Source organism: Stenotrophomonas sp. IS26 (genome assembly GCF_054188265.1).
This window is the reverse complement of sequence record NZ_JBSZJV010000006.1, coordinates 136469-157144: the sequence shown is the minus strand read 5'-3', so window position 1 is coordinate 157144 and position 20676 is coordinate 136469. Positions and strand designations below refer to the sequence as shown.

24 protein-coding genes and 1 tRNA gene are annotated in these 20676 nt (G+C 66.9%); 14 read left to right on the top strand and 11 right to left on the bottom strand.

Going from position 1 to position 20676, the window contains the following annotated elements; genetic code table 11:
* The first annotated feature begins 269 nt into the window (after positions 1 to 269).
* The 11 genes from ruvB to ACW6W5_RS07890 all read left to right on the top strand — a co-directional run bounded on the left by ruvB (position 270) and on the right by ACW6W5_RS07890 (position 8713).
* Positions 270 to 1310 (top strand): Holliday junction branch migration DNA helicase RuvB, encoded by a 1041-nt coding sequence (gene ruvB, locus ACW6W5_RS07940; protein WP_121039149.1) that lies wholly within the window; start codon positions 270 to 272, stop codon positions 1308 to 1310.
* The gene (gene ybgC / locus ACW6W5_RS07935; protein WP_152151888.1) at positions 1300 to 1743 is read left to right on the top strand and encodes a tol-pal system-associated acyl-CoA thioesterase; all 444 of its coding nucleotides are present in this window, start codon (positions 1300 to 1302) and stop codon (positions 1741 to 1743) included. The genes ruvB and ybgC overlap by 11 nt, the downstream gene beginning before the upstream one ends.
* 10 nt (positions 1744 to 1753) lie before the next feature.
* The gene (gene tolQ / locus ACW6W5_RS07930) at positions 1754 to 2533 is read left to right on the top strand and encodes a protein TolQ (RefSeq protein WP_121039143.1); all 780 of its coding nucleotides are present in this window, start codon (positions 1754 to 1756) and stop codon (positions 2531 to 2533) included.
* A 23-nt stretch (positions 2534 to 2556) separates the two neighbouring features.
* Positions 2557 to 2985, top strand: a complete 429-nt coding sequence (gene tolR / locus ACW6W5_RS07925) for a protein TolR (protein ID WP_121039140.1) — start codon at positions 2557 to 2559, stop codon at positions 2983 to 2985.
* Positions 2975 to 4033, top strand: coding sequence for a cell envelope integrity protein TolA (tolA, locus tag ACW6W5_RS07920; RefSeq protein WP_121039137.1), 1059 nt, complete (start codon positions 2975 to 2977; stop codon positions 4031 to 4033). Before tolR ends, tolA begins: the two co-directional genes overlap by 11 nt.
* Positions 4034 to 4244: 211 nt before the next feature.
* Positions 4245 to 5564, top strand: coding sequence for a Tol-Pal system beta propeller repeat protein TolB (gene tolB, locus ACW6W5_RS07915; RefSeq protein WP_046272625.1), 1320 nt, complete (start codon positions 4245 to 4247; stop codon positions 5562 to 5564).
* 64 nt (positions 5565 to 5628) lie between these two features.
* On the top strand, positions 5629 to 6144 hold the full coding sequence (gene pal / locus ACW6W5_RS07910) for a peptidoglycan-associated lipoprotein Pal (protein ID WP_121039134.1): 516 nt from the start codon (positions 5629 to 5631) through the stop codon (positions 6142 to 6144).
* Between the two features lie 3 nt (positions 6145 to 6147).
* A complete protein-coding gene (gene ybgF, locus ACW6W5_RS07905; protein ID WP_193222762.1) occupies positions 6148 to 6954 on the top strand; it encodes a tol-pal system protein YbgF in 807 nt (268 codons plus the stop codon).
* 131 nt (positions 6955 to 7085) lie between these two features.
* Positions 7086 to 7784, top strand: coding sequence for a 7-carboxy-7-deazaguanine synthase QueE (queE, locus tag ACW6W5_RS07900; protein WP_121039128.1), 699 nt, complete (start codon positions 7086 to 7088; stop codon positions 7782 to 7784).
* 115 nt (positions 7785 to 7899) lie between these two features.
* Positions 7900 to 8565 (top strand): 7-cyano-7-deazaguanine synthase QueC, encoded by a 666-nt coding sequence (gene queC / locus ACW6W5_RS07895; protein ID WP_152151892.1) that lies wholly within the window; start codon positions 7900 to 7902, stop codon positions 8563 to 8565.
* Between the two features lie 72 nt (positions 8566 to 8637).
* Positions 8638 to 8713, top strand: a tRNA-Lys gene (locus tag ACW6W5_RS07890).
* Positions 8714 to 9084: 371 nt separating this feature from the next.
* Here the strand turns inward: ACW6W5_RS07890 and ACW6W5_RS07885 are convergent.
* Positions 9085 to 9459, bottom strand: coding sequence for a DUF6713 family protein (locus ACW6W5_RS07885; protein ID WP_121039122.1), 375 nt, complete (start codon positions 9457 to 9459; stop codon positions 9085 to 9087).
* A gap of 100 nt (positions 9460 to 9559) precedes the next feature.
* On the bottom strand, positions 9560 to 11008 hold the full coding sequence (locus tag ACW6W5_RS07880; RefSeq protein ID WP_458233638.1) for a S41 family peptidase: 1449 nt from the start codon (positions 11006 to 11008) through the stop codon (positions 9560 to 9562).
* A gap of 226 nt (positions 11009 to 11234) precedes the next feature.
* On the opposite strand from ACW6W5_RS07880, the gene ACW6W5_RS07875 reads away from it, so the two are divergent.
* Positions 11235 to 11705: a PA2169 family four-helix-bundle protein gene (locus tag ACW6W5_RS07875; protein ID WP_152151896.1), complete on the top strand. Its 471-nt coding sequence runs from the start codon at positions 11235 to 11237 to the stop codon at positions 11703 to 11705.
* A 225-nt stretch (positions 11706 to 11930) separates the two neighbouring features.
* Here ACW6W5_RS07875 and ACW6W5_RS07870 read toward each other — a convergent pair whose 3' ends face one another.
* Positions 11931 to 12092 (bottom strand): hypothetical protein, encoded by a 162-nt coding sequence (locus tag ACW6W5_RS07870; RefSeq protein ID WP_193222764.1) that lies wholly within the window; start codon positions 12090 to 12092, stop codon positions 11931 to 11933.
* Positions 12093 to 12295: 203 nt separating this feature from the next.
* Entirely contained in the window at positions 12296 to 13144 is an 849-nt protein-coding gene (locus tag ACW6W5_RS07865) for a hypothetical protein (RefSeq protein ID WP_152151897.1), read from the bottom strand.
* 234 nt (positions 13145 to 13378) lie between these two features.
* Between ACW6W5_RS07865 and ACW6W5_RS07860 the strand changes: the two genes are divergently transcribed.
* On the top strand, positions 13379 to 14059 hold the full coding sequence (locus ACW6W5_RS07860) for a lysozyme inhibitor LprI family protein (RefSeq protein WP_152151899.1): 681 nt from the start codon (positions 13379 to 13381) through the stop codon (positions 14057 to 14059).
* Between the two features lie 21 nt (positions 14060 to 14080).
* On the opposite strand, the gene ACW6W5_RS07855 is transcribed toward ACW6W5_RS07860, so the two are convergent.
* The 3 genes from ACW6W5_RS07855 to ACW6W5_RS07845 all read right to left on the bottom strand — a co-directional run bounded on the left by ACW6W5_RS07855 (position 14081) and on the right by ACW6W5_RS07845 (position 16180).
* Complete coding sequence (locus ACW6W5_RS07855; protein ID WP_152151901.1) at positions 14081 to 14746, bottom strand: DUF3011 domain-containing protein; 666 nt, start codon at positions 14744 to 14746, stop codon at positions 14081 to 14083.
* A gap of 148 nt (positions 14747 to 14894) precedes the next feature.
* The gene (locus ACW6W5_RS07850; RefSeq protein ID WP_152151904.1) at positions 14895 to 15293 is read right to left on the bottom strand and encodes a response regulator; all 399 of its coding nucleotides are present in this window, start codon (positions 15291 to 15293) and stop codon (positions 14895 to 14897) included.
* A gap of 122 nt (positions 15294 to 15415) precedes the next feature.
* Complete coding sequence (locus tag ACW6W5_RS07845; protein ID WP_152151906.1) at positions 15416 to 16180, bottom strand: CPBP family intramembrane glutamic endopeptidase; 765 nt, start codon at positions 16178 to 16180, stop codon at positions 15416 to 15418.
* A 153-nt stretch (positions 16181 to 16333) separates the two neighbouring features.
* On the opposite strand from ACW6W5_RS07845, the gene ACW6W5_RS07840 reads away from it, so the two are divergent.
* Complete coding sequence (locus ACW6W5_RS07840) at positions 16334 to 16630, top strand: TFIIB-type zinc ribbon-containing protein (protein WP_152151908.1); 297 nt, start codon at positions 16334 to 16336, stop codon at positions 16628 to 16630.
* A gap of 18 nt (positions 16631 to 16648) precedes the next feature.
* Here the strand turns inward: ACW6W5_RS07840 and ACW6W5_RS07835 are convergent, their stop codons facing one another.
* The 4 genes from ACW6W5_RS07835 to ACW6W5_RS07820 all read right to left on the bottom strand — a co-directional run bounded on the left by ACW6W5_RS07835 (position 16649) and on the right by ACW6W5_RS07820 (position 20618).
* Positions 16649 to 17161 carry a GNAT family N-acetyltransferase gene (locus ACW6W5_RS07835; RefSeq protein ID WP_121039095.1) on the bottom strand — a complete coding sequence of 171 codons (513 nt, stop codon included), beginning with the start codon at positions 17159 to 17161 and terminating at the stop codon, positions 16649 to 16651.
* 100 nt (positions 17162 to 17261) lie between these two features.
* Positions 17262 to 18329: a copper resistance protein B gene (locus ACW6W5_RS07830; RefSeq protein ID WP_152151909.1), complete on the bottom strand. Its 1068-nt coding sequence runs from the start codon at positions 18327 to 18329 to the stop codon at positions 17262 to 17264.
* Positions 18326 to 20119, bottom strand: coding sequence for a copper resistance system multicopper oxidase (locus ACW6W5_RS07825; protein WP_152151911.1), 1794 nt, complete (start codon positions 20117 to 20119; stop codon positions 18326 to 18328). The genes ACW6W5_RS07830 and ACW6W5_RS07825 overlap by 4 nt, the downstream gene beginning before the upstream one ends.
* A gap of 103 nt (positions 20120 to 20222) precedes the next feature.
* Entirely contained in the window at positions 20223 to 20618 is a 396-nt protein-coding gene (locus tag ACW6W5_RS07820; RefSeq protein ID WP_152151913.1) for a CopL family metal-binding regulatory protein, read from the bottom strand.
* Positions 20619 to 20676 lie beyond the last annotated feature (58 nt).

Below are 20676 nucleotides of genomic sequence, written 5' to 3'. Positions count from 1 at the left end.
ACCCGGGCGCATTCCACCTTATCCCCGCGCCTTCGGCGCGCCCCCTTGAACACCCCATCCGCCCTTGGCGGACTGGGGTGTCCGCGCATTCCACCTTATCCCCGCGCCTTCGGCGCGCCCCCTTGAACAACAAGGGGGCTCTTCCTCCGATTCGAGCCCGGTAGTGCCGGCCGCTGGCCGGCTCCGCGGGATGCAGATGTCATGAGGAGCCGGCCAGCGGCCGGCACTACCGGGCGCGGATCGCGCCGCTTTTGCCGCATAATTGCCGAATGACCGACGACCGCATCATCGCCGCCGGTGCCACCCGCGAAGACGAGGGCACCGACGCCAGCATCCGCCCCAAGCGCATGGCCGATTACCTCGGCCAGGCCCCTGTGCGCGAGCAGCTGTCGATCTACATCGAGGCGACCAAGGCCCGTGGCGATGCGCTGGACCACGTCCTGATCTTCGGGCCGCCGGGCCTGGGCAAGACCACGTTGAGCCATGTGATCGCCAATGAGCTGGGGGTCGCGCTGCGTGTCACCTCCGGCCCGGTGATCGAAAAGGCCGGCGATCTGGCCGCGCTGCTGACCAATCTGCAGCCGCACGATGTGCTGTTCATCGATGAAATCCACCGTCTCTCGCCGGTCGTGGAGGAAGTGCTGTACCCGGCGATGGAAGATTTCCAGATCGACATCATGATCGGTGAGGGCCCTGCGGCCCGCTCGATCAAGATCGATCTGCCGCCGTTCACGTTGATCGGTGCGACCACCCGGGCAGGCCTGCTGACCGCGCCACTGCGCGACCGCTTCGGCATCGTGCACCGGCTGGAGTTCTACACCCCGGAAGAGCTGACGAAGATCGTCCGGCGTTCGGCCAGCATCCTCAACATCGACTGCACCGCCGAAGGCGCGGCCGAGATCGCACGGCGCTCGCGCGGCACCCCGCGTATCGCCAACCGGCTGCTGCGCCGCGTGCGCGACTTCGCCCAGGTGAAGGCGGCGGGCCACATCGATCAGGACGTTGCCCAGGCCGCGATGCAGATGCTCAAGGTCGATCCGGAGGGCTTCGACGAGCTCGATCGGCGCCTGCTGCGGACCATGGTCGATTACTTCGACGGTGGCCCGGTCGGCATCGAGTCGCTGGCGGCCGCCCTGTCTGAAGAGCGTGGCACGCTGGAAGACGTGGTCGAGCCGTACCTGATCCAGCAGGGTTTCCTGATCCGCACCGCGCGGGGCCGCATGTGCACGCACAAGGCCTACCGGCACATGGGGCTGAAGCCGAAAAACCCGCCGGCGGACCTGTTCGCGGAGGTCCCGGATGTCGGTTGAGCCCCGGATTGAGCCCCGATTCAGTTGGCCGACACGCATTTACTGGGAAGATACCGACGCTGGCGGGGTGGTGTACCACGCCCGCTACGTGGCCTTCATGGAACGGGCGCGCACGGAATGGATGCGCGCATTGGGGTATGGTCAGGAGCGGATGCGCTGCGACCATGGCCTGGTGTTCGCGGTGCGCAGCATGACCCTGGATTTCCTCAAACCGGCGCGCCTGGATGATGCGCTGGATGTCACCGCCACGCTGGTGCAGTGCAAGCGCGCCAGCATGGTGTTCGCGCAGGCCGTGTGCCGGGGCGGGGAAACACTGCTGACCGCGCAGGTGAAGATCGCCGCGCTGGATGCAACCACCTTCAAACCGCGTGGCATGGACGATGCACTGCATGCCGCGCTGAAACACCTCGAATTTCCAGAATCCGCATACTGAGGAACAACGGATGATCGCAATGCTCCTGGCCCTGCAGGCCACGGTGACCGAAGCGCTGCCGCAGGAAGTCACCAGCGCCGCGGCGCAGACTGTCGCCCAAGCCGCGCATGGCGGTGGCATCAATTACCTGGACCTGATGATCAAGGCCAGCATCCCGGTGAAGATCATCGTGCTGCTGCTGTTGGCCGGCTCGTTCATCAGCTGGGTGATCATCTTCCGCAAGGCGCGCGTGTTCAATGCCGCCAACCGTGAGGCCGACGAGTTCGAAAGCCGCTTCTGGTCCGGTGCGGACCTGGGCAAGCTGTACAGCTCGGCGACCGACCGCAACCGCAAGGTCGGCGGCCTGGAAGCGATCTTCGAAGCCGGTTTCCGCGAGTTCACCCGCCTGCGCGACAAGCGTCGGCTGGATGGCCGGGCCCAGCTCGAGGGCGCGCAGCGCGCCATGCGCACCACCTATACGCGTGAAGTGGACCAGATGGAGCGCAGCCTGGAGCTGCTGGCCAACATCGGCTCGACCGCCCCTTACGTGGGCCTGGTCGGCACCGTGTTCGGCATCATGGTGACCATGCACGACATGATCAACAGCGGTGAGCAGGCCGGTATCGCCTCGGTTGCCCCGGGCATCTCCGAAGCCCTGTTCGCCACCGCGATCGGCCTGTTCGTGGCGATACCGGCCGTGTGGGCCTACAACCGCTTCACCACCCGCGTGGAGCGCATGTCGGTGCGCTTTGAAACCTTCGCAGAAGAGTTCAGCTCGATCCTGCAGCGCCAGACCGCGGGCGACGAGTAAGCGCCCAGCACAGGAGTCCTGCCATGACCGCAGCCATTGGCCGCCGCAAGCGCCGAAAGCTCAAATCCGAAATCAACGTCGTGCCGTACATCGACGTCATGCTGGTGCTGCTCATCATTTTCATGGTGACCGCGCCGCTGCTCACGCTGAGCTTTGAAGTGGATCTGCCGACCTCCCAGGCCAAGGCGCTGGAGAGCAAGCAGGATCCGGTCGTCGTGTCCGTCCGCCTGGATGGCCAGCTCAGCCTGAAGCTGCCCGAGGCCAAGGACCCGGAGCCGATGGATGCGGCCCGCCTGCAGGCCCAGCTGTCCGCGCTTTCCTCGCAGGACAAGAACCTGCGCGTGATCGTCGCCGCCGACCGGGCCGTGGCCTATGAAAAGGTGGTCGCGGCCATGGACGTGATCAAGCGCGCCAACGTGGAAAAGGTGGGCCTGGCGACCGATGCACACTGAAGCCCTGCCACCGCAGCGCGCACGGGATGAGGAGTGGGGCCTGCCGATCGCGCTGGCGCTCGGCGTCCATCTGCTGCTGGCACTGATCTTCATCGCCGCCTGGTTGTGGTCGCCGCAGCGCACCACCGAAGCGGCCGCGGGCGATCCGGCCATCGAAGCCAGCCTGCAGCTGTCCGCGTCCGAAGCCTCGGCCGCGCGCCAGGCCCTGCGTGCCTCCGAATCGCTGCCGGACCTGCCCGAGCCGGTCGCCGAGCCCGAGCCGATTCCGGAAGACACCGTGCCGCCGCCGCAGCCGTTGCCCGAGCCGCGCCCGCAGGACGCGCCGACGCCGCAGCAATCGCAGGCGCAGGAGCGCATCGCCCAGCCCGATACGGTCGATCAGGAAGCGGTCAACGCGCTGGCGATCTCGGCTGAAAAGGCCAAGCAGGAGCAGGAAGCCAAGCGCCGCCAGGAACAGATCGACCTGACCGAGCGCAAGCGCCAGGAACAGGCCGAGCAGAAGCTGCGCCTGGCCAAACAGCAGGAAGAGGCGGAAAAGAAGAAGCTGGCCGAGCAGGAACAGAAGGCCAATGATGCCAAGGCCGACGCCGAGCGCGACAAGAAGCTTGCCGAAATCCGCCGCAAGCGCGCCCAGGCCGAGAACGAAGCCAAGCTGGCCGAACAGAAGCTGCGCCAGGTCACGGCCGCGCGTGCCGCCAATGCCTCGGCCTCGACCGCCGGGGCGACCGGTGCTGCCAAGCCGGCCGCCGGTGCCGGTGGCACCAGTGACGATCTCAGCGCCAAATACGCGGCGGCCATCCAGCAGAAGGTCTCCGCACAGTGGACCCGTCCGGATTCGGTGCCGCTGGGCCAGCGCTGCCAGGTCTCGATCACCCAGATTCCGGGTGGACAGGTGATCCAGGCCAAGGTCAGCGGCAGCTGCCCGTTCGACGAGGCAGGCCGCCGTTCGATCGAGGCCGCTGTGTTGAATGCCCAGCCGTTGCCGTACCGCGGCTTCGAGTCGGTATTCGCGCGCACCATCAACTTCACGTTCACCGCCCAGGATTGACCCGGCAGACCGCTGATCCCGCCGGATCAGCGGTCCTGGCAGGCGCGCACCGCCCGCCGTTGCGCAGCCCAACGGCGCCTGAAGGGGTTAACGGTGTGTGAGTTTTGTGCGCCAGGTGACTCGGAATTCACACGGCCTTGGTTCATGATTGCGAAACTGTTCACCGCGGTCCTGTTATCCCTCGTTCTGGTTTCCCCCTATTGAGCGCTCCATGAAAAAAATGCCTCGTTGGCTTGCCGTTGTTGCGGCCCTGTTGTTGCCCTTCGCTGCCATGGCGCAGCAGAAGGGGCTGGATATCGACATCATTGGCGGCAATGCCTCCGCCACGCCGATCACCGTCGTCCCCATGCCGTACCAGGGGTCGGCCGGTGCACCGCAGACCGATGTGGCCGCCGTGGTGCGTGCCGATCTGGACCGTTCGGGTCAGTTCCGCAACCTGCCGGAAGCCCAGATCGTCGAAAAGCCGACCCGTGGCAGCGAGATCCAGTTCGCCACCTGGCGTGCGCTGAAGCAGAACTACATCGTGGTCGGCCGGGTGATGGACGCCGGCGCTGGCGCCTACCGCGTCGAGTACGAGCTGTACGACGTGCCCAAGGGCGAGCGCCTGCTGGGCCTGGCGATGACCGCCCGTGGCAACGCCATGCGCGATGTCGCCCACCAGATGGCCGATGCCATCTACGAAAAGATCACCGGTGTCCGCGGCGCCTTCTGGACCCGCATCGCCTATGTGACCGCCAGCGGCAAGGGCGATGCCATGCGCTATGCGCTGATGGTGGCCGATTCGGACGGCTTCAACCCGCAGACCATTGTGCGCTCGGCCGAGCCGCTGCTCTCGCCGAGCTGGAGCCCGGACGGCAACAAGCTGGCCTATGTGAGCTTCGAGCGCGGCAACTCGGCGATCTACATCCAGAACATCTCCAGCGGTGCCCGTGAACTGGTCACCAGCTTCCGCGGCATCAACAGCGCCCCGTCGTTCTCGCCCGATGGCCGCCGCCTGGCCCTGTCGCTGTCGCGCAGTGGCAACCCGGAAATCTACGTGATGGATCTGGGCAGCAAGCAGCTGACCCAGCTGACCAACCACTTCGCCATCGATACCGAGCCGACCTGGAGCCCGGATGGCAGCAGCGTCTACTTCACCTCCGACCGCGGCGGCCGCCCGCAGATCTACCAGGTGGCCTCCAGCGGTGGCAGCGCCTCGCGCGTGACCTTCCAGGGCAACTACAACGCCACCCCGAGCCTGTCCTACGACGGCAAGAAGCTGGTGGTCGCCCAGGGCAGCGGCAATACCTACAAGATCGCGATGATGGACAGCAGCACGGGCTCGGCCCGCTGGAACACGCTGTCGCCAGGGTCGCTGGATGAATCGCCGAGCTTCGCGCCCAACGCAAGCATGGTGTTGTACGCCGCCCGTGAGGGTGGTCGTGGAGTGTTGTACGCCGTATCGGCCGATGCGCGCGTGCGCCAGCGGCTGGTTCTGGCCGACGGTGATGTTCGTGAGCCTTCTTGGTCGCCATACCGTACAAAGCGCTAACAGAGTGTTAAGATTTCGCCGTATTCATCCCTCATCCGGCTTTAGGAGCCTCAAAGGTATCGCCATGAACAAGACCACCCGCGTTCTGCTTGTCTCCCTGTTGTCCGTGGCCGCCCTGGCCGGTTGTTCCAAGAAGGTCAAGGAAGTGCCGGCTGCCCCGGTTGATACCGGCAGCACCACCGCTCCGACCGGCCCGTCCACCTCGGGTCTGTACGGTCCGGGTGATCTGGATACCGATTCCTGCCTGCGCCAGCGCGTGGTGTACTTCGATCTGGACCAGGACAGCGTCAAGCCGGAGTTCCAGGCCATCATGGCGTGCCACGCCAAGTACCTGCGTGACCGTCCGTCCTCGCGCATGACCCTGCAGGGCCACACCGATGAGCGTGGTTCGCGTGCTTACAACCAGGCTCTGGGCGAGCGTCGTGGCAACGGCGTGTCCTCGGCACTGCAGGCCAACGGTGGCTCGGCTTCGCAGCTGACCGTCGTGTCCTACGGTGAAGAGCGTCCGGTCTGCACCGAGTCGGGCGAGTCCTGCTGGTCGCAGAACCGTCGCGTCGAGATCGTGTACACGGCTCAGTAATAGATGCGCTTTCGATTTCTATCGATGATCGTTGCGGCAGCCCTCGTGGCTGCCGCACCGGCCAATGCGCAGCGCCAGAGTCTGGCCGACCGCGTCGGCGCGCTTGAGCAGCAGGCGAACAACAACCAGTCCAACATGGACATGCTCAACCAGCTGAATCAGTTGCGTACCCAGTTGCAGGCCCTGCAGTCGCAGGTCGAGCAGCTGCAGCACGACAATGACCAGCTCAAGCAGTCCGCCAAGGACCAGTATCTGGACCTGGACAGCCGCCTGAACCGCCTGGAAGGTGGAGCCCCCGTGCTTCCTGCCGCCCCGGCCGCAGCCGCGCCTGCCCCCGCTGCATCCCCGAAACCGGCAACGGCCGCTTCCGAGCGGCCGCCAAGCGTGCACGGCGATGCCGGCAGCCTGGCCGCCAGTGGCGATGAACGCACCGCCTACAATGTCGCCTTCGATTCGCTCAAGGCCGGCAAGTACGACGACTCGGCGCAGCTGTTCATGAGCTTCCTCGAGCTGTACCCCAACGGCGTCTATACCCCCAACGCGCTGTACTGGCTGGGCGAGAGCTATTACGCCACCCGCAATTTCCCGCTGGCTGAGGCGCAGTTCCGCGACCTCATCTCGCGCTACCCGACCCATGACAAGGCGTCCGGTGGCCTGCTCAAGATCGGCCTTTCCCAGTACGGCGAAGGCAAGGTCGACCAGGCCCAGGCGACCCTCGAACAGGTCGTGTCCACGTATCCCGGCTCCGACGCCGCGCGCACCGCGCAGGACCGTCTGCAGTCGATCCGGCTGGGTCAGCAGATCCGCTGAACCCGCCTGGGCCGCTGGAGCGGCCGGGCCCGGTATACTGATGGATCGCCAACCGGGCGCTGCCCGGTCTTCCGTGCCGGGCCATGCCCGGCTGTTGTCGTTTCCGAAGCCGTCCGCCAAGAATCACCGCCATGACCACGACCCTGTCCGCTGCCGCCGCACTCCCCAGTGAGATCGTGCAGTCCCCGTTGCCGCGACTGAAGATCACCGAGATCTTCCTGTCCCTGCAGGGCGAAGCCGATACCGCCGGCTGGCCGACCGTGTTCGTGCGCCTGACCGGCTGCCCGCTGCGCTGTACCTATTGCGATACCGCCTACGCCTTCCACGGCGGCACCTGGTGGGACATCGACGCGATCGTGGACGAAGTGCTGGCCCAAGGCGTGCACCACGTCTGCGTGACCGGTGGCGAGCCGCTGGCGCAGAAGCGCTGCCTGGTGCTGCTGGAGAAGCTCTGCGACGCCGGCCTGGACGTCTCGCTGGAGACCTCCGGTGCGCTGGATGTCAGTGGCGTGGATCCGCGCGTGTCGCGCGTGGTCGACCTGAAGACCCCCGGCTCCGGCGAAATGGCCCGCAACCGCCTGGAGAACCTGCCGCTGCTGACCAAGCGCGACCAGATCAAGTTCGTGCTGTGCAGCCGCGAGGATTACGAGTGGGCCCGCGGCATGGTCCGCGAGCACCGGCTCAACGAGCGCAGCATGGTGCTGTTCTCGCCGAGCAAGAGCGAGGTCAGCCCGCGCGAGCTGGCCGACTGGATCGTGGCCGATCGCCTGCCGGTGCGCTTCCAGATGCAGCTGCACAAGCTGTTGTGGAATGACGAACCCGGGAGGTAGCGCCGGCTGCAGCGCTACGGCGCTGCGCTTGCCATCGACCACGCCTCACCATCAGTAAAGACGTCCGGCGCGGGACAGCGTGCTGGTTCCCCGCAAACCACCGGAAACACCCCCCATGAAAAAAGCAGTCGTCCTCCTGTCCGGCGGCATGGACTCCGCCGCCGTTGTCGCCATCGCCCGCGAGCAGGGCTTTGCCGTCCACGCCCTGAGCGTGCGCTACGGCCAGCGTCACACCTCCGAGCTCGATGCCGCCGCGGCGGTCGCCAGCGCGCTGGGTGCGGTCGCCCACAAGACCGTCAATGTCGACCTGCGCAGCATCGGCGGCTCGGCCCTGACCGATGACATCGACGTCCCGGAAGCGGGCGGCGAGGGCATCCCGGTCACCTACGTGCCGGCGCGCAATACCATCATGCTGTCCGTCGCACTCGGTTGGGCGGAGGTGCTGGGTGCCAACGACATCTTCTGCGGCGTCAACGCGGTGGACTATTCCGGCTACCCGGATTGCCGCCCTGAATTCATCCAGGCCTTCCAGACGCTGGCCAACCTGGCCACCAAGGCGGGCGTGGAAGGTGCGGGTATCCAGGTTCACGCGCCGCTGCAGTTCCTGAGCAAGGCCGATATCGTGCGTGAAGGCGTCCGCCTCGGCGTGGATTTCGGCCTGACCGTGTCCTGCTACAACGCCGACGACCAAGGCCGCGCCTGCGGGCACTGCGATGCCTGCCGCCTGCGCGCGCAGGGCTTCACGGATGCCGGCGTGCCGGACCCGACCAACTACGTGTGATGCGGGACGGGTACGCATGAGCGCGAAGATGCGTTAGAATGCGCACCCCCGGCGTCACGTCGGGGATGCAATGGGCCGTTAGCTCAGTTGGTAGAGCAGAAGACTTTTAATCTTTTGGTCGATGGTTCGAATCCATCACGGCCCACCAATTGCATCATGATCGAGGCGACCGCGAGGTCGCCTTTTTCATGCCTCCAGCGGGGCGCACGCGCCATGGGAGCTCAAGTCCGCGCTACCGAGCTTCATCACAGCGAATTGCGCCTTTCACTGAGGCGCAGCAGGGCAAGAACCGATGCCTGTCCATCGCCCGGACGCGCACGCTGTACCTCCCGACCTTGAGCACGACATGCTGCTTCCCGGAGAACGCGTGCATGCCGGCGGTCGATCCGGAGCAGTGGAATGGCAATGGTGATCGATGTCCTGCAGACCGCCGTCGTCTTTGCGACGGTACTGTCTGTTTTTGCTCTCCTACTGCGCGCCTGGCATTGGCACACCGGCGCAGTGTCTCCAGGGTACCGGTCAGGCGCGTGGGCGTCCCTGCGCATCGGTGCGCAGCGAGCGCAACAGGCACACCGCCGAGACCAGGCAGGCTGCGATCACCGCCATCGACAACGGCAGGTGGAAAGCGCGGTGGCCGAACACGGCGAAGCCGAGGTGAATGAGGAACGTCGCGATGCCCAGCGCCGCGCAGACCATCGCAAAGCCGCGCGCCTTGCTGGTCTGCAGCAGCACGTGGCGGTAGCCGAGCAGCACCACGCCGATGGCCAGCAGGTTGAAGACCAGGAAGCCCTGCACGCCACCGGGCAGCAGGAATATCTCCCACTCACGCCAGAATGCGGCGTCGATCTGATGAAGGATCAAGGCAAGCAGGGTGGCGAAGTAGCGTCTTTCCATGGGACAGGCGATGCCGAAGGCTGCGGATCCTGCAGCGTGCACAGTGTAGCGGCGCTCACCGCGTGCCTGCGTGCCGGTTTGGCTCCGCCGCGGCCCGCATTCAATGCAGCGCGATGTCGCCGATGAGCGTATCGACCAGCCGCTGCGCGCGGGCCCGTGCGCCTTCGCCACGACGCGGCGCGACCGGCAGGTCCGGGCGGATGCCGGCCACCTCGTCACTGCCATCGGCACGCAGGCGCACGCAATTCGGAACGCGCAGGCGCAGATGCGAATGGGGCAGTTCAGGCATCGCCTGCGCACTCATGAAGCCGCAGCCGTACCCTCCGCTGTGCGTCCCGACGATGCGCGCGATGTGGTTGTCCTGCATCCGCGCCGCGAACATCTCGGCGGAGGACGCCGTCTTTGCATTGGTGAGGACATATACCGGCCCCTTCCAGGCGCCCCAGTGCTCGCGCAGATCCTGTGACCAGTCCAGGCGGTGCGCGATGAGGAAATCATCGAGGGTGTCCACGGCAGGGCTCGGCAACGGGCCCCCGGAGGTACCTGCGGGCACCAGGCGCCGGCATGTGGGGCCGTTCCAGTCGTGCTGTACCCGCCAGGCCCATGACAGATCGCAGGCCGGCAGCGCCGTGGCCCGCCGCGACGCCTGGAACGCCTGCCGCTCCGTAGTGAGCAGCCTGCGGGCTGCGGCGTTGGGGCGGTGATTGCGCAGTGCGTCGTCGAGCCGCTCGTATTGCTCGTCCAGATAGGGCTTGCCGGCCGGGGACTGGCTGACCTGGAGCACGGCGGAGGCAACCGGCTGCGGGGTGAACAGCCGGGTCAGCGTATCGCCACTGTCGTCGCCCCCCGGGTTGTCGCCGACATCCACCAGCACGGCGTCCACTCCGTCCTGTTGGAAACGCCGCAGGCTGGCGGCGATCACCGCGACCCAGCCCCGGGCCAAGGTGCCGCGCATGTCGTCGGTGGAGTCCGCATGCCGCAGTTGCGGCCACAGCGCGTGGCAGAGGCCCGGATAGCGCAAGGCATCGAACTCATGCAGGCGCAGCAGACCCACCGTGTGGCCATCCGGCAGCGAGAGAATGCCGGCGCGCAGCACAGGATCGGCGTCGTCGTTGAGGGGGTGGTAACCGGCCAGCGTTTCCAGCGGCAGGCTGAAATCGTGCCGGCCTTCATCGGCCACGCCGAGCGCGGCACACCCTGCGCTCGCGCCCAGCGTGCGCGGGTCCACAGCAGTGGGCGAGGCCGTGTCGGACGCCTGTTCAAGCGGGTCGAGCAGGCTGAGGTGACCATCCTGGAACCCGGCCAGGAAAGTGTGCAGGGCTTGGCGCGCCTGCGTATCCGTACGTGCTTCAGCCAGCGCACGCTGCGCCTCGGCATCCAGTGCGGGAAGATCCACACCGCTTTGTGGCGAGGCGGCCCATGCCAGATGCGCGTAATCCTGCTCCAAGGCGCGCTTGAGCGCCACATGGTCGGCCTGCCAGGCGCTGCGATCGAATGCCGGCGCGGCAACGGATGCCCCCGGCGCGGCGACGCCCAGCATCGCGAGCATTAATACAGTGCCACTCATCCCTGCCATACAGCCTCCTTGCGACCCGGCGCAGTGCCGCACGGGGCAAGGGTGACGGGATCGTGTGTGCGATCGACTCCGGTCGATCGTAGCCAATGCGCGTGTTCCGCGGAAGTCCCGGTGCCGCATCACGCCACCGTCCCTACGACGCGCGCACGATCAGGCGATACCCGGCCACAGTGGGCCCACGATCCCACGGAGCGCTGTGATGAGTACCGTCCAATCCGGCCACGCGATACGCGAACTCAACCAGATCATCGGCATCGCGCGCGACGGCCACGACATCTACGCCAGAGCCGTCGCCGACGATGGGACGCAGGATCCGCAGTTGAACGCGCTGATGATGCGGATGGCCGCAGCGAAAATGCAGGTCATCGATGGGGTCACACGGCTGGTGCGCGACGCCGGCGGTCAGCCCTCCCGCCACCGTACCCTGGCCGGCAGCCTCCGTGGCGGCTTCGGCAGGTTGGGTACCGTACTCGGGGATGCGGACATCCAGTACGCCAGCGAGAGCCAGGCAGCTGAAGCGCGTCTGGTGAGGGCACTCGAAGTGGCCGCGCGCGATGGCGCACTGACGGCAAATGCGCGACGAACGCTCAACGGCATGCTGCTGGAGACGCGGCTCGGTTGGGACGACATGCGCCAGGAGGTAGATGAGCTGCGGGGCCGGGATGCATAGTCACCCACACCCTCACCTACACCGTCCAGGAAGCACGCGCATGCGCAGCGTCGCGAATCAACAGCGTCGCGAATCAACAGCGTCGCGAATGAGCTTCGTAGTGAAGGATGCAGGAAATTGAAGGACGCGAGACGCTGAAGCGTGCGGGATGGAGCCGAGTGCGCCTGGTCGCCGTCTGCGTGTGAGGGCTGCGCGGATGCGCAGCCCCACCATCCGGCAGAGCGATTACTTCTGCTGCGGCTTGTTGCCGGCATCAGGCGCTTTCTTGGTGTCCTGTTCCTGCTTCTGCTGCTTGGCCTGCGCGTCCTTGCGATCCTGTTCGGACTGCGGGCCTTTCTGTGCAGCAGCATTCTTGACGTTGTTTTCGTTGTTCTGCATGTTGGACATGGTGTGACTCCAAGGCGACGTGATGTCGCAACCCCAGCGTGGACCTGCCGCTGTTACGCGAGGGTCGCACTGGGATGAGCATCGGGTCAGGGTAGTCTCATGACCAGGTGCTACACCGCGTGGGTGTGACCACCCACGGCGCTGCGGGTCCACAACGTGCCTTCATCCCCGGCGCCGAGTTGGAGGCTGCGGCCGTCGATGTATCAGGATTGGCAGAGTGTCCCGCAATGGTTGCTGTTGAACCCGGCAATGGCCTGCTGCAGGAGCGGAACGTCGCTGGGGTCCACCTGTTGCAGCGCTTCCTTCAACGCCTCGCGCACCGGCTGCCGTTGCGCGGGCTGCAGCATCTGCGCGTAAGGCGCCGCCGTCTCCGCCAGCGCACCGACCAGGGTCCGCTTCAGCGTGCTGCCCGCCGGCTGGGCACGCATCACCTCCAGCATCTCCAGATACTGGCGTTGCGCATTGCGGCGAAGGGTGTCGGTGCCGCCCGGTCCCAGACCGGCGAGCTCTGCGGGCGTTGCAACGGTCAGCCACGTATCCACCAGGGGCTGCATCCGTGCACCGCACTGCAGCAGGTACGGCAGCAGCAGGCCCAGCTGTGCCTGGAAGCGCTCGGCGTTGTGCTTGCCTTGGCGGGCCTGCTCGCCGGAATGGAGGAGCACGGCTGCTGGCATCGTACCCATGCCGAACTGCATCAACCGGGTGGACAGCGTTACGCCGTACTGGCACGCGTTGGTCAGCAGCCCCAGGTCCGCCGTCGCGTAGTCCGGCGCCAGGACGTCGGTCGTGTTGGTCACCGCCGTCAGCAGTTGCATGGCGCGTGGGCTGTCGAGCTGCTCCGGTGCCTTGTCGGCGTCGGCTTGCTGCAGCAGTTGCAGGTAATCGCGCGTGGCTTCGTACTGCGCCATGAACTGCGGCGGTATGTCATCGGCACGTGCGGGTGAGGCGACCAGCAACACCACGAGGAGGGCCGCGCCCAGCGGTGTCTGGACAGGCGCACGCGCCGGCCATGCCAGTCGTCGCGTGAGAGAAGAAAACGGGCTGCCACTCATCCGGGGCATGGTCCTTGGATCGATTCGGGCATGGAGCGTAGGTGTGCCGGGGCTGGGCGGCAACCCGGTGCGCAGCATGCCTCGCCGGGGCATCCTGCGGGTGCCCGGCAATCGGTTGTTCTCGAATGACGGTGAGCAGAGAGGCGTGGCCATGAGCGGTCTGCCTGTGCACACCGCAGAACCGCTTACGGGGGCACAATAGCCAGTCATTCGTTGATCGTTGTTGGAGGTGCCATGAACCGTTTCGTCCTGCTGGGTGTGGGGGCGCTTGCGCTCGCGGGCTGTTCCAAGCCGGCGCCGTCCGATACCGCGACTCCGGCAGAGCCTGCCGCGCCGGCCACGTCGGCCCCCGCTGCCAGCGCGCCCGCCGCCCCCGACAGCCCGACCCTGCAGCCGCCGTCGTTCGATTGCACCAAGGCGCACGCCGAGGCGGAGACGCTGGTGTGCGGCGACGCGCGCCTGGCCGCGCTGGATCGCCAGCTGGCCGCGCTGTACAAGCGTGTGCAGACCAGCCCGGACGAGCTGGACATCGCGGCCGAGCAGCGTGGCTGGATCAAAGGCCGCGATGCCTGTTCGCGTGCGGTCGATCCGCACCGTTGCCTGGTGGAGTCCTACCAGACGCGTCTGGTCGAGCTGACCCTCAACGCTGGCGGCATCCAGGTGCCGGCGAAGGTCGAGTACCGCTGCGATGACAACAGCAAGCCGGTGACGGCGGTGTTCTACAACGACATCGACCCGACCGCGGCCGTGGTCAGTTGGGGCAACGATCAGGCGATCGTGTTCCCGGTGCCGGTGACCCGTGAGGAAAACAACGGTGGCCGCTGGGGGCGCGAAGGTGTCGACCTGCGGATCCACAACGACCAGACCACGCTGGAGTTCTACGGCACCACGCTGCAGTGCCAGATCGCCAAGTGATGGCGGCCATCGCCGCGTAGCTCAAGGCACGCGGCGGTAACGCACCTCGTTCTGGCGGTCGCCCACCTCGGTGGTGACGAAGCCCTCGCGGCTCTGGCTGATGTCGAACACGCTGCTGCCGACGTTGAGCTGGCCGCCATTGACCCAGCCATTCAACGACTGCCCACGCGTCTGTGCGCTCATGCGGCCGTCGCTGTCGATGCGCATGCGGATGTCGGCGTTGAAGGTCGGGTTGTAGCCCTCGAACTCGCCGATCATCCAGTTGGGCACATAGGACGTGTGGCGTGCGCCCTGGTAGTTCTCGTCGTCGTAGCGCGCGTCATCCTTGTTGGCGCTGTGGGCCAACGCGCCGAGAATCGCCGCACCGATCAACACGCCGGCGGCGACCTTGGCGTCGTGGTTGTCATCGTCATGGCGGTCATCGCGATCGTTGCCGCCGTGCACCCTGAACGAGGCGCGGCAGCCATCGTCGACCCACACCTCGCGGCGGTCGTAGTCCCAGTTGCGGCCCTGGCGGCAGTCCGCACCGGACAGTTTGCGGTCCAGGGTGACGTAGCCGGCGCGGGGCAGGGTGCAGGACTGATAGCGGTTGTCGCGGCTCTCACAGGTGACGAAGTCATCCGCGCGTGCGTCGTCCAACGGCAGCATCAACAGCAAGGGCGTGGCCAGCAGCATACGGAAGAGCATGTCGTCGATTCCGGCAAGGAAAAGGAGCGCGTCGCATCGTATGGGAAGCGGGAGACCCCTGTTCCCGGCACCGACGATGGCCACGCGGACATGAAATCCGGATGAAGATCACTGAGCTGCGCGCCCGGACGGCCGCCGGCGACTCGCCTCAGGCGCAGGCTGCCAGCGGGTGCTGGAAGCAGGCACGGATCGCGTCGAGCAGCTCGCTCATGCTGTAAGGCTTGGGCAGGAAGTGCATGCCCGGGCCGAGCTGCGGCACCACCACGGAGGGCTCCAGGCCCGAGGTGACCAGCACCGGCAGCCCGGGCTGTTCCTGCTTGACCCGATGCGCCGCCTCGATGCCACTCACCGCGCCCAGGCAGACATCGGTGAACACCAGATCGAAGCGCTCGCCGGCCTGGAGCAGGCCCAGCGCGGCTTCGGCGGAACTGACCGCTACGACTTCGCACGCCTGGCTTTCCAGGGCCATGCGGCTGAGCTCACGGGTGTCTTCGGTGTCTTCGATCAACAGCACGCGGGGTTCGGGATGGTGTTTGGACAACAACATGGAGCGTGGTTCCTGCTTACCCCCGGACAGGGGCGCGCAAGTATCGCGGGGCGATGGTGAGGAGATCGTCGACGGCGCCGAAATGCCCGGTGAACCGGCCGTGCTGCCGGCGTCAGCGCGGGTCAGGCGAGGGCGAGTGAACGTTTTCGACGACGCTGCCAGGCCCATAGCAGCCCGACCGCCAGGCCCGCTGCCGAGAGACGCAGCACCGTCGCCGGCCAGCCGACGGCGGTCGCCTCGGTGATCACGAAGACGTTCCAGGCCAGGTTGAGCGAGACGTGCAGCGCCAGCCCGCTCCACAGGGTGTAATCGTCCAGCGTATTGAGCCAGGCGAACACCAGCCCGCCGATGCCGGTGATGGCGAACACCTGCAGCGCCATGCCGCCGCCGCCGCCGAACGACCACCAGTGGATCGCACCGAAGACCACCGCCTGCACCAGCGCGGCGGCCAGCCACGGCCAACGCTGCTGGCGGTGCGCGAAGATGAAGCCGAAGCCGCGGAAGATGATCTCCTCGGCGAGCGGGAACAGCACGCCGAGCATCAGCAGGGCGAGCAGGTCCTGGGTGGGATTCACACCGCCCAGCCACCACAGGCCGAGGCAGCATGGCAGGGTCGCCAGCAGGGCCAGCGCCGGGCCCTGCCAGCCATTCCAGCGCAACCCGAGCAGCGCGTGCAGGCGTTGCCCGGGACGCAGCACCAGCGCAGCCACGGCCAGCACCAGCAGCACGCCCAGGCCGTTGTCGAGGATGGCCCCGCCATAGGGAATCGGCAGCGTCGGAATTGGCGTGCCCAGCCACGCGGCGAGGTCGCGCAGATTGATCGACACGGCCAGTGTCAGCACCACCACGAAGGTGGCCAGCCAAGTGCGCAGGCGAAGGGACGGCATGGGACGCTCCATATCCAGGGACGGCGTGGATTGTTCGCCATTGCCACACCAGCAGCATGGGGCATAGGTCGGGGGGCCATCGGTCATGGCCGCGTTGCACCACGGTCAGGTGCGACCGGCTAGAGTGCGGCTTTACCCCTTGGACGACCGCCCATGCAATGCCCCGTATGCAAGACCCAAGCGCTGCAGATGTCCGAGCGCCAGGGCATCGAGATCGACTACTGCCCGCAGTGCCGTGGCGTGTGGCTGGACCGAGGCGAGCTGGACAAGATCATCGAGCGCTCGGCCGGTGCCGCCGTACCCGCGGCGGTGCGCGCGGCCGCACCGCCGCCGCCGGCCGCCGTGCAGCACCGTGATACCCGCCACCTGGGCCAGCAGCAGTACGGCGACCAGCAGGGCTACCGCAAGAAAAAGAAAGAGAGCTTCCTGTCGGACCTGTTCGACTTCTGATGTACGCCTGCGCTGCGCTCAGGCGCGGCGCAGGATGAATTCCCGGTCGACGCTGTCGCCGACCGGGAAATCGTATTCGCCCACCTTGCTGCAGCCATAGCGCGCATAGAAGCGCTGCGCACCAACGTTCCCGGACCACACGCCGATCCACAGCGTGCGCCGCTGTGGCTGATCGAGCCACGCCAGGAAGGCGTCCATCAGGCGCGCGCCGTGGCCGCCACTGTGGTGACTGGCGAGCAGGTACAGGCGTTTGAGCTCGATATCGCCCTCGGCGGCATCCGCATGGGGCAGGCTGTTGGGCCCTGCGGCGAGATACCCCACCACACGTTCCCCGGCTTCCAGCAGCCACGCCGCGTTGCGTGGATCGGCGAGCTCGTCACGCTGCGGCTCGACCGAATAGTGGCTGTGCAGGAACGCGTGCAGATCCTGCGGCGGGTAGGAATCGCCGAAGGTTTCGGTATAGGTGGCGATGGCGATCGCCGAGAGGGCGTCGGCATCGGCAACGGTGGCACGGCGGAGGGTCAACATCATGGCGCAAGGCAGGCAGGTGGGGCCGGCAGCTTACGCCATCGCCTGGGGTCGGCCGTGGTTCCGGGTACGTCGGTACCCGGAACCTGTCATGGCTGCTGGATCAGAACCAGACGCGCACGCCCGCCACCCAGCGGGTATCGCGCGCACGTTCGCCGGCTGCTTCGTGGTAGTCGGCGGTATCACCGAACAGCCGCTCGTGGCTGATGCCGATGTAGGGCGCGAAGCGGCGGCTGAACTCGTAGCGCAGGCGCAGCCCGGCCTCGAGTTTGTTCAGGCCGGCGCCATTGCCATACGCCGGCTCGTCCTTGGCCGAGAAACTGGCTTCCACCAGCGGCTGCAGGATCAAGCGGTTGGTCAGCAGCAGCTCGTACTCCACTTCCACCGTGGCCGCGAACTGACCGCCTTCGCCGACATACGCCGTGGCCGAGGTCTCGAACTTGTACGGCGCCAGCCCCTGGATGCCGAACGCCGCCCAGGTGCGTGAATCGGCCGGGCGGAAATCCTGCTTCACGCCGACCAGCACGTCCCACCACGGCGACACGCTGCGGCCGTACATCACCTCCAGATCGGCCGAGCCGGTGCGGCCGTCGCTGCGCTCGCCTTCGCTGCGCAGCCATAGCCTGTTGATGTTGCCACCCACCCAGCCGCTGGCCTCCCATGCCTGGCCGGTGCCGTGCTGGCCGTCCCAGTGTTCGAGGCGGTTGACCAGCAGCAGGCTGTGGATCTCCGGCGCATGCTCCATCGCGCCGTGGTCGATCGGCGGGAACGCGGCGAGGCGGTCGGCGGCGGTCACGACAGGAATCGGTTCGAGCGGTTCGGTAGGGGCAGCCGGCTTCGGCGTGCCATGGCCCATCGCGGCGTGGTCCATCGTTGAATGGTCCATCGTCGCGTGGTCCATCTGGCTGTGATCGGTGCTGCCATGGTCCATCGTCGCGTGGTCCATCTGGTTGTGATCAGCGCTGCCATGGTCCATCGTTGAATGGTCCATCTTGGTGTGATCCATGCTGCCGTGATCCATCGGGCGGTCATCCGCCGGTGGTGTGTCGGCTGTGGTTGTGGTCGGCGCCGTGGCATGGCCGGCATGCGACTGTGCCCAGGCCGGTGCGGCCAACGCCAGCAGCAGGGCGGCGCTCAGTGCGGACAGCGCGGTGAGAGGTGAGCGGCTCATTCTTCGATCCTCACTTCGCGCATCATGCCCGCTTCCATGTGGTACAGCAGGTGGCAGTGGTACGCCCAGCGCCCAAGCGCGTCGGCACGGACGCGGTAGGTGCGGCGGGTGCCCGGCGGCATGTCGATGGTGTGCTTGCGCAGGTGGAACGCGCCGTCCGCGTTTTCCAGATCGCTCCACACGCCGTGCAGATGAATCGGATGCTGCATCATCGTGTCGTTGACCAGCACGATGCGCATGCGCTCGCCGTAGGTCAGGCGCAACGGTTCGGCGCTGGCGAACGGGATGCCGTCGAAGGACCAGCTGAATTTCTCCATATGGCCAGTCAGGTGCAGCTCGACCTCGCGGCCGGGATCACGCCCATCGGGATCGTCGAACAGGCTGCGCATCGCACCGTAGGTGAGTACGTTGCGGCCGTTGTCGCGCAGGCCGATACCGGGATCATCCAGCTTGGGCTCGGTGGCCATGCTCTGCATGTCCACCAGCGGGTTGCCCTGCTCGCTGGCCGGGTGACGCGGCGCTTTGGGATCGGCACCGTGCGCACCGTGGCCCATGCTGGCACCGCAGCCGCCTTCCATGCCCTTCATGTCGTGGCCTGCCATCCCGTTCGAGGCATGGCCCATGTCGTGGCCCATGTCACTCATGGTCAGCAGCGGGCGCGGGTCGCGGGCGGGAATCGGCGCCTGCAGGCCGTGGCGTACCGCCAGCGTGCCGGCGGCATAGCCGGTGCGGCCCATGTCCTGGCAGAAGATCGTGTACGCGTCCTGGCCGCTGGGTTCGACGATCACATCGAAGGTCTCGGCCGGGGCGATGCGGAATTCATCGATGCTGACCGGGTGGATGTACTGGCCATCGGCGGCGACCACGGTCATCTTCAGGCCAGGGATGCGCACGTCGAAATAGGTCATCGAGCCGCCGTTGATGAAGCGCAGCAGCACCTTTTCGCCACTGCGGAACAGCCCGGTCCAGTTGCCGGCCGGGGCGGTGCCGTTGAGCAGGTAGGTATAGGTGTGGGCGTTGACGTCGGAGATGTCGGTCGGCGTCATCCGCATCCGCCCCCACATGCCGCGGTCGGCGGTGGCGGCGGCCCAGCCGTCCTTGCGGACATCGCGCAGGAAGTCGGGCAGGGTGCGCTTGTAGTAGTTGTCGTACTCGGCGAGCTTCTTCATGCGCCGGAACAGCGCACCGGGGTCCAGGTCGGTCCAGTCCGAGAGCAGGATCACGTGCTCGCGGTCGGCGTGATACGGCGCCGGCTCGAGCGGGTCGATGATCAGCGCGCCGTACAGGCCGGCCTGTTCCTGGAACATGGAATGGCTGTGATACCAGTACGTGCCCGACTGCTTGAGGGTGAAGCGGTACTGGTAGGCCTCGCCCGGGGCGATGCCGTTGAAGCTCAGGCCGGGCACGCCATCCATGTTGGCCGGCAGCAGCAGGCCGTGCCAGTGGATGGAGGTGGGGTGGCCCTGCAGGGTATTGGCGACCCGGATGTTGACCGTCTGGCCTTCGCGCCAGCGCAGGATCGGCGCCGGAAGGCTGCCGTTGACGGTGATCGCCGGGCGGGTGCGGCCGGTGAAATTGGCCAGCGATTCGCCGATGCTCAACTGCACGTCGTGGTGGCTGAGCACCTGCGGGGCAGCGGCCAGGCCGGGGCCGGCGGCGGCGAACGCACGCGGGCTCAGGCCGGTGGCGGCCAGGCCGGCGACCACGCCGCCAGCAGCGACGCCCTGCACGAACAGGCGCCGCGACGGCATGGGCGGGGTGCCCGTGCCGGGTGTTTTAATGAAAGACATTGCAACTCCGGATCTGATTCGAATGGCACACGCGGTGCCGTCAACGCACGCACACCGGGGCATGCGCGCAGAGCATCAGGCAGCGCTCGCAGAGCGCGGCGGATCAGGCGATCGGAGGGCGGGTGATACGGTCCAGCGGCGGTGTCGGCAGGGTGGGATGCGCGGTGTTCGGCGGCGACATCGACACCGGCGGCGGGGTCGCCAACCAGGCGACCTGGACGGTCAGGCTGGGTTGCTGGGCGCAGCTGCGCAGGCAGTCCTTGATCTTGCAGTGGTCGCCATCATGCGGTGCCTGCACGCCGGTGTCGGCGGTGGCCATGGTGTGGTGATCGTGTGCGGCGGGCATCGGCGCGTCGCCATGGCAGGGCGGTGCCGCGCTGCCGGCCACGGCCGGTTCGGCCAGGGCCAATGCCATCGGGCCGGCCATGGCCACGTTCAGCCCATTGAGCAACAGGCTGAGCATCAGGACGACTCGCAGGAGCAGGCCACTGGCGGACATGGGGCTCACCTTACTGCCAAACCCTGGCCGCCGCACCCGCGGCTGAACGCAGGGTTCA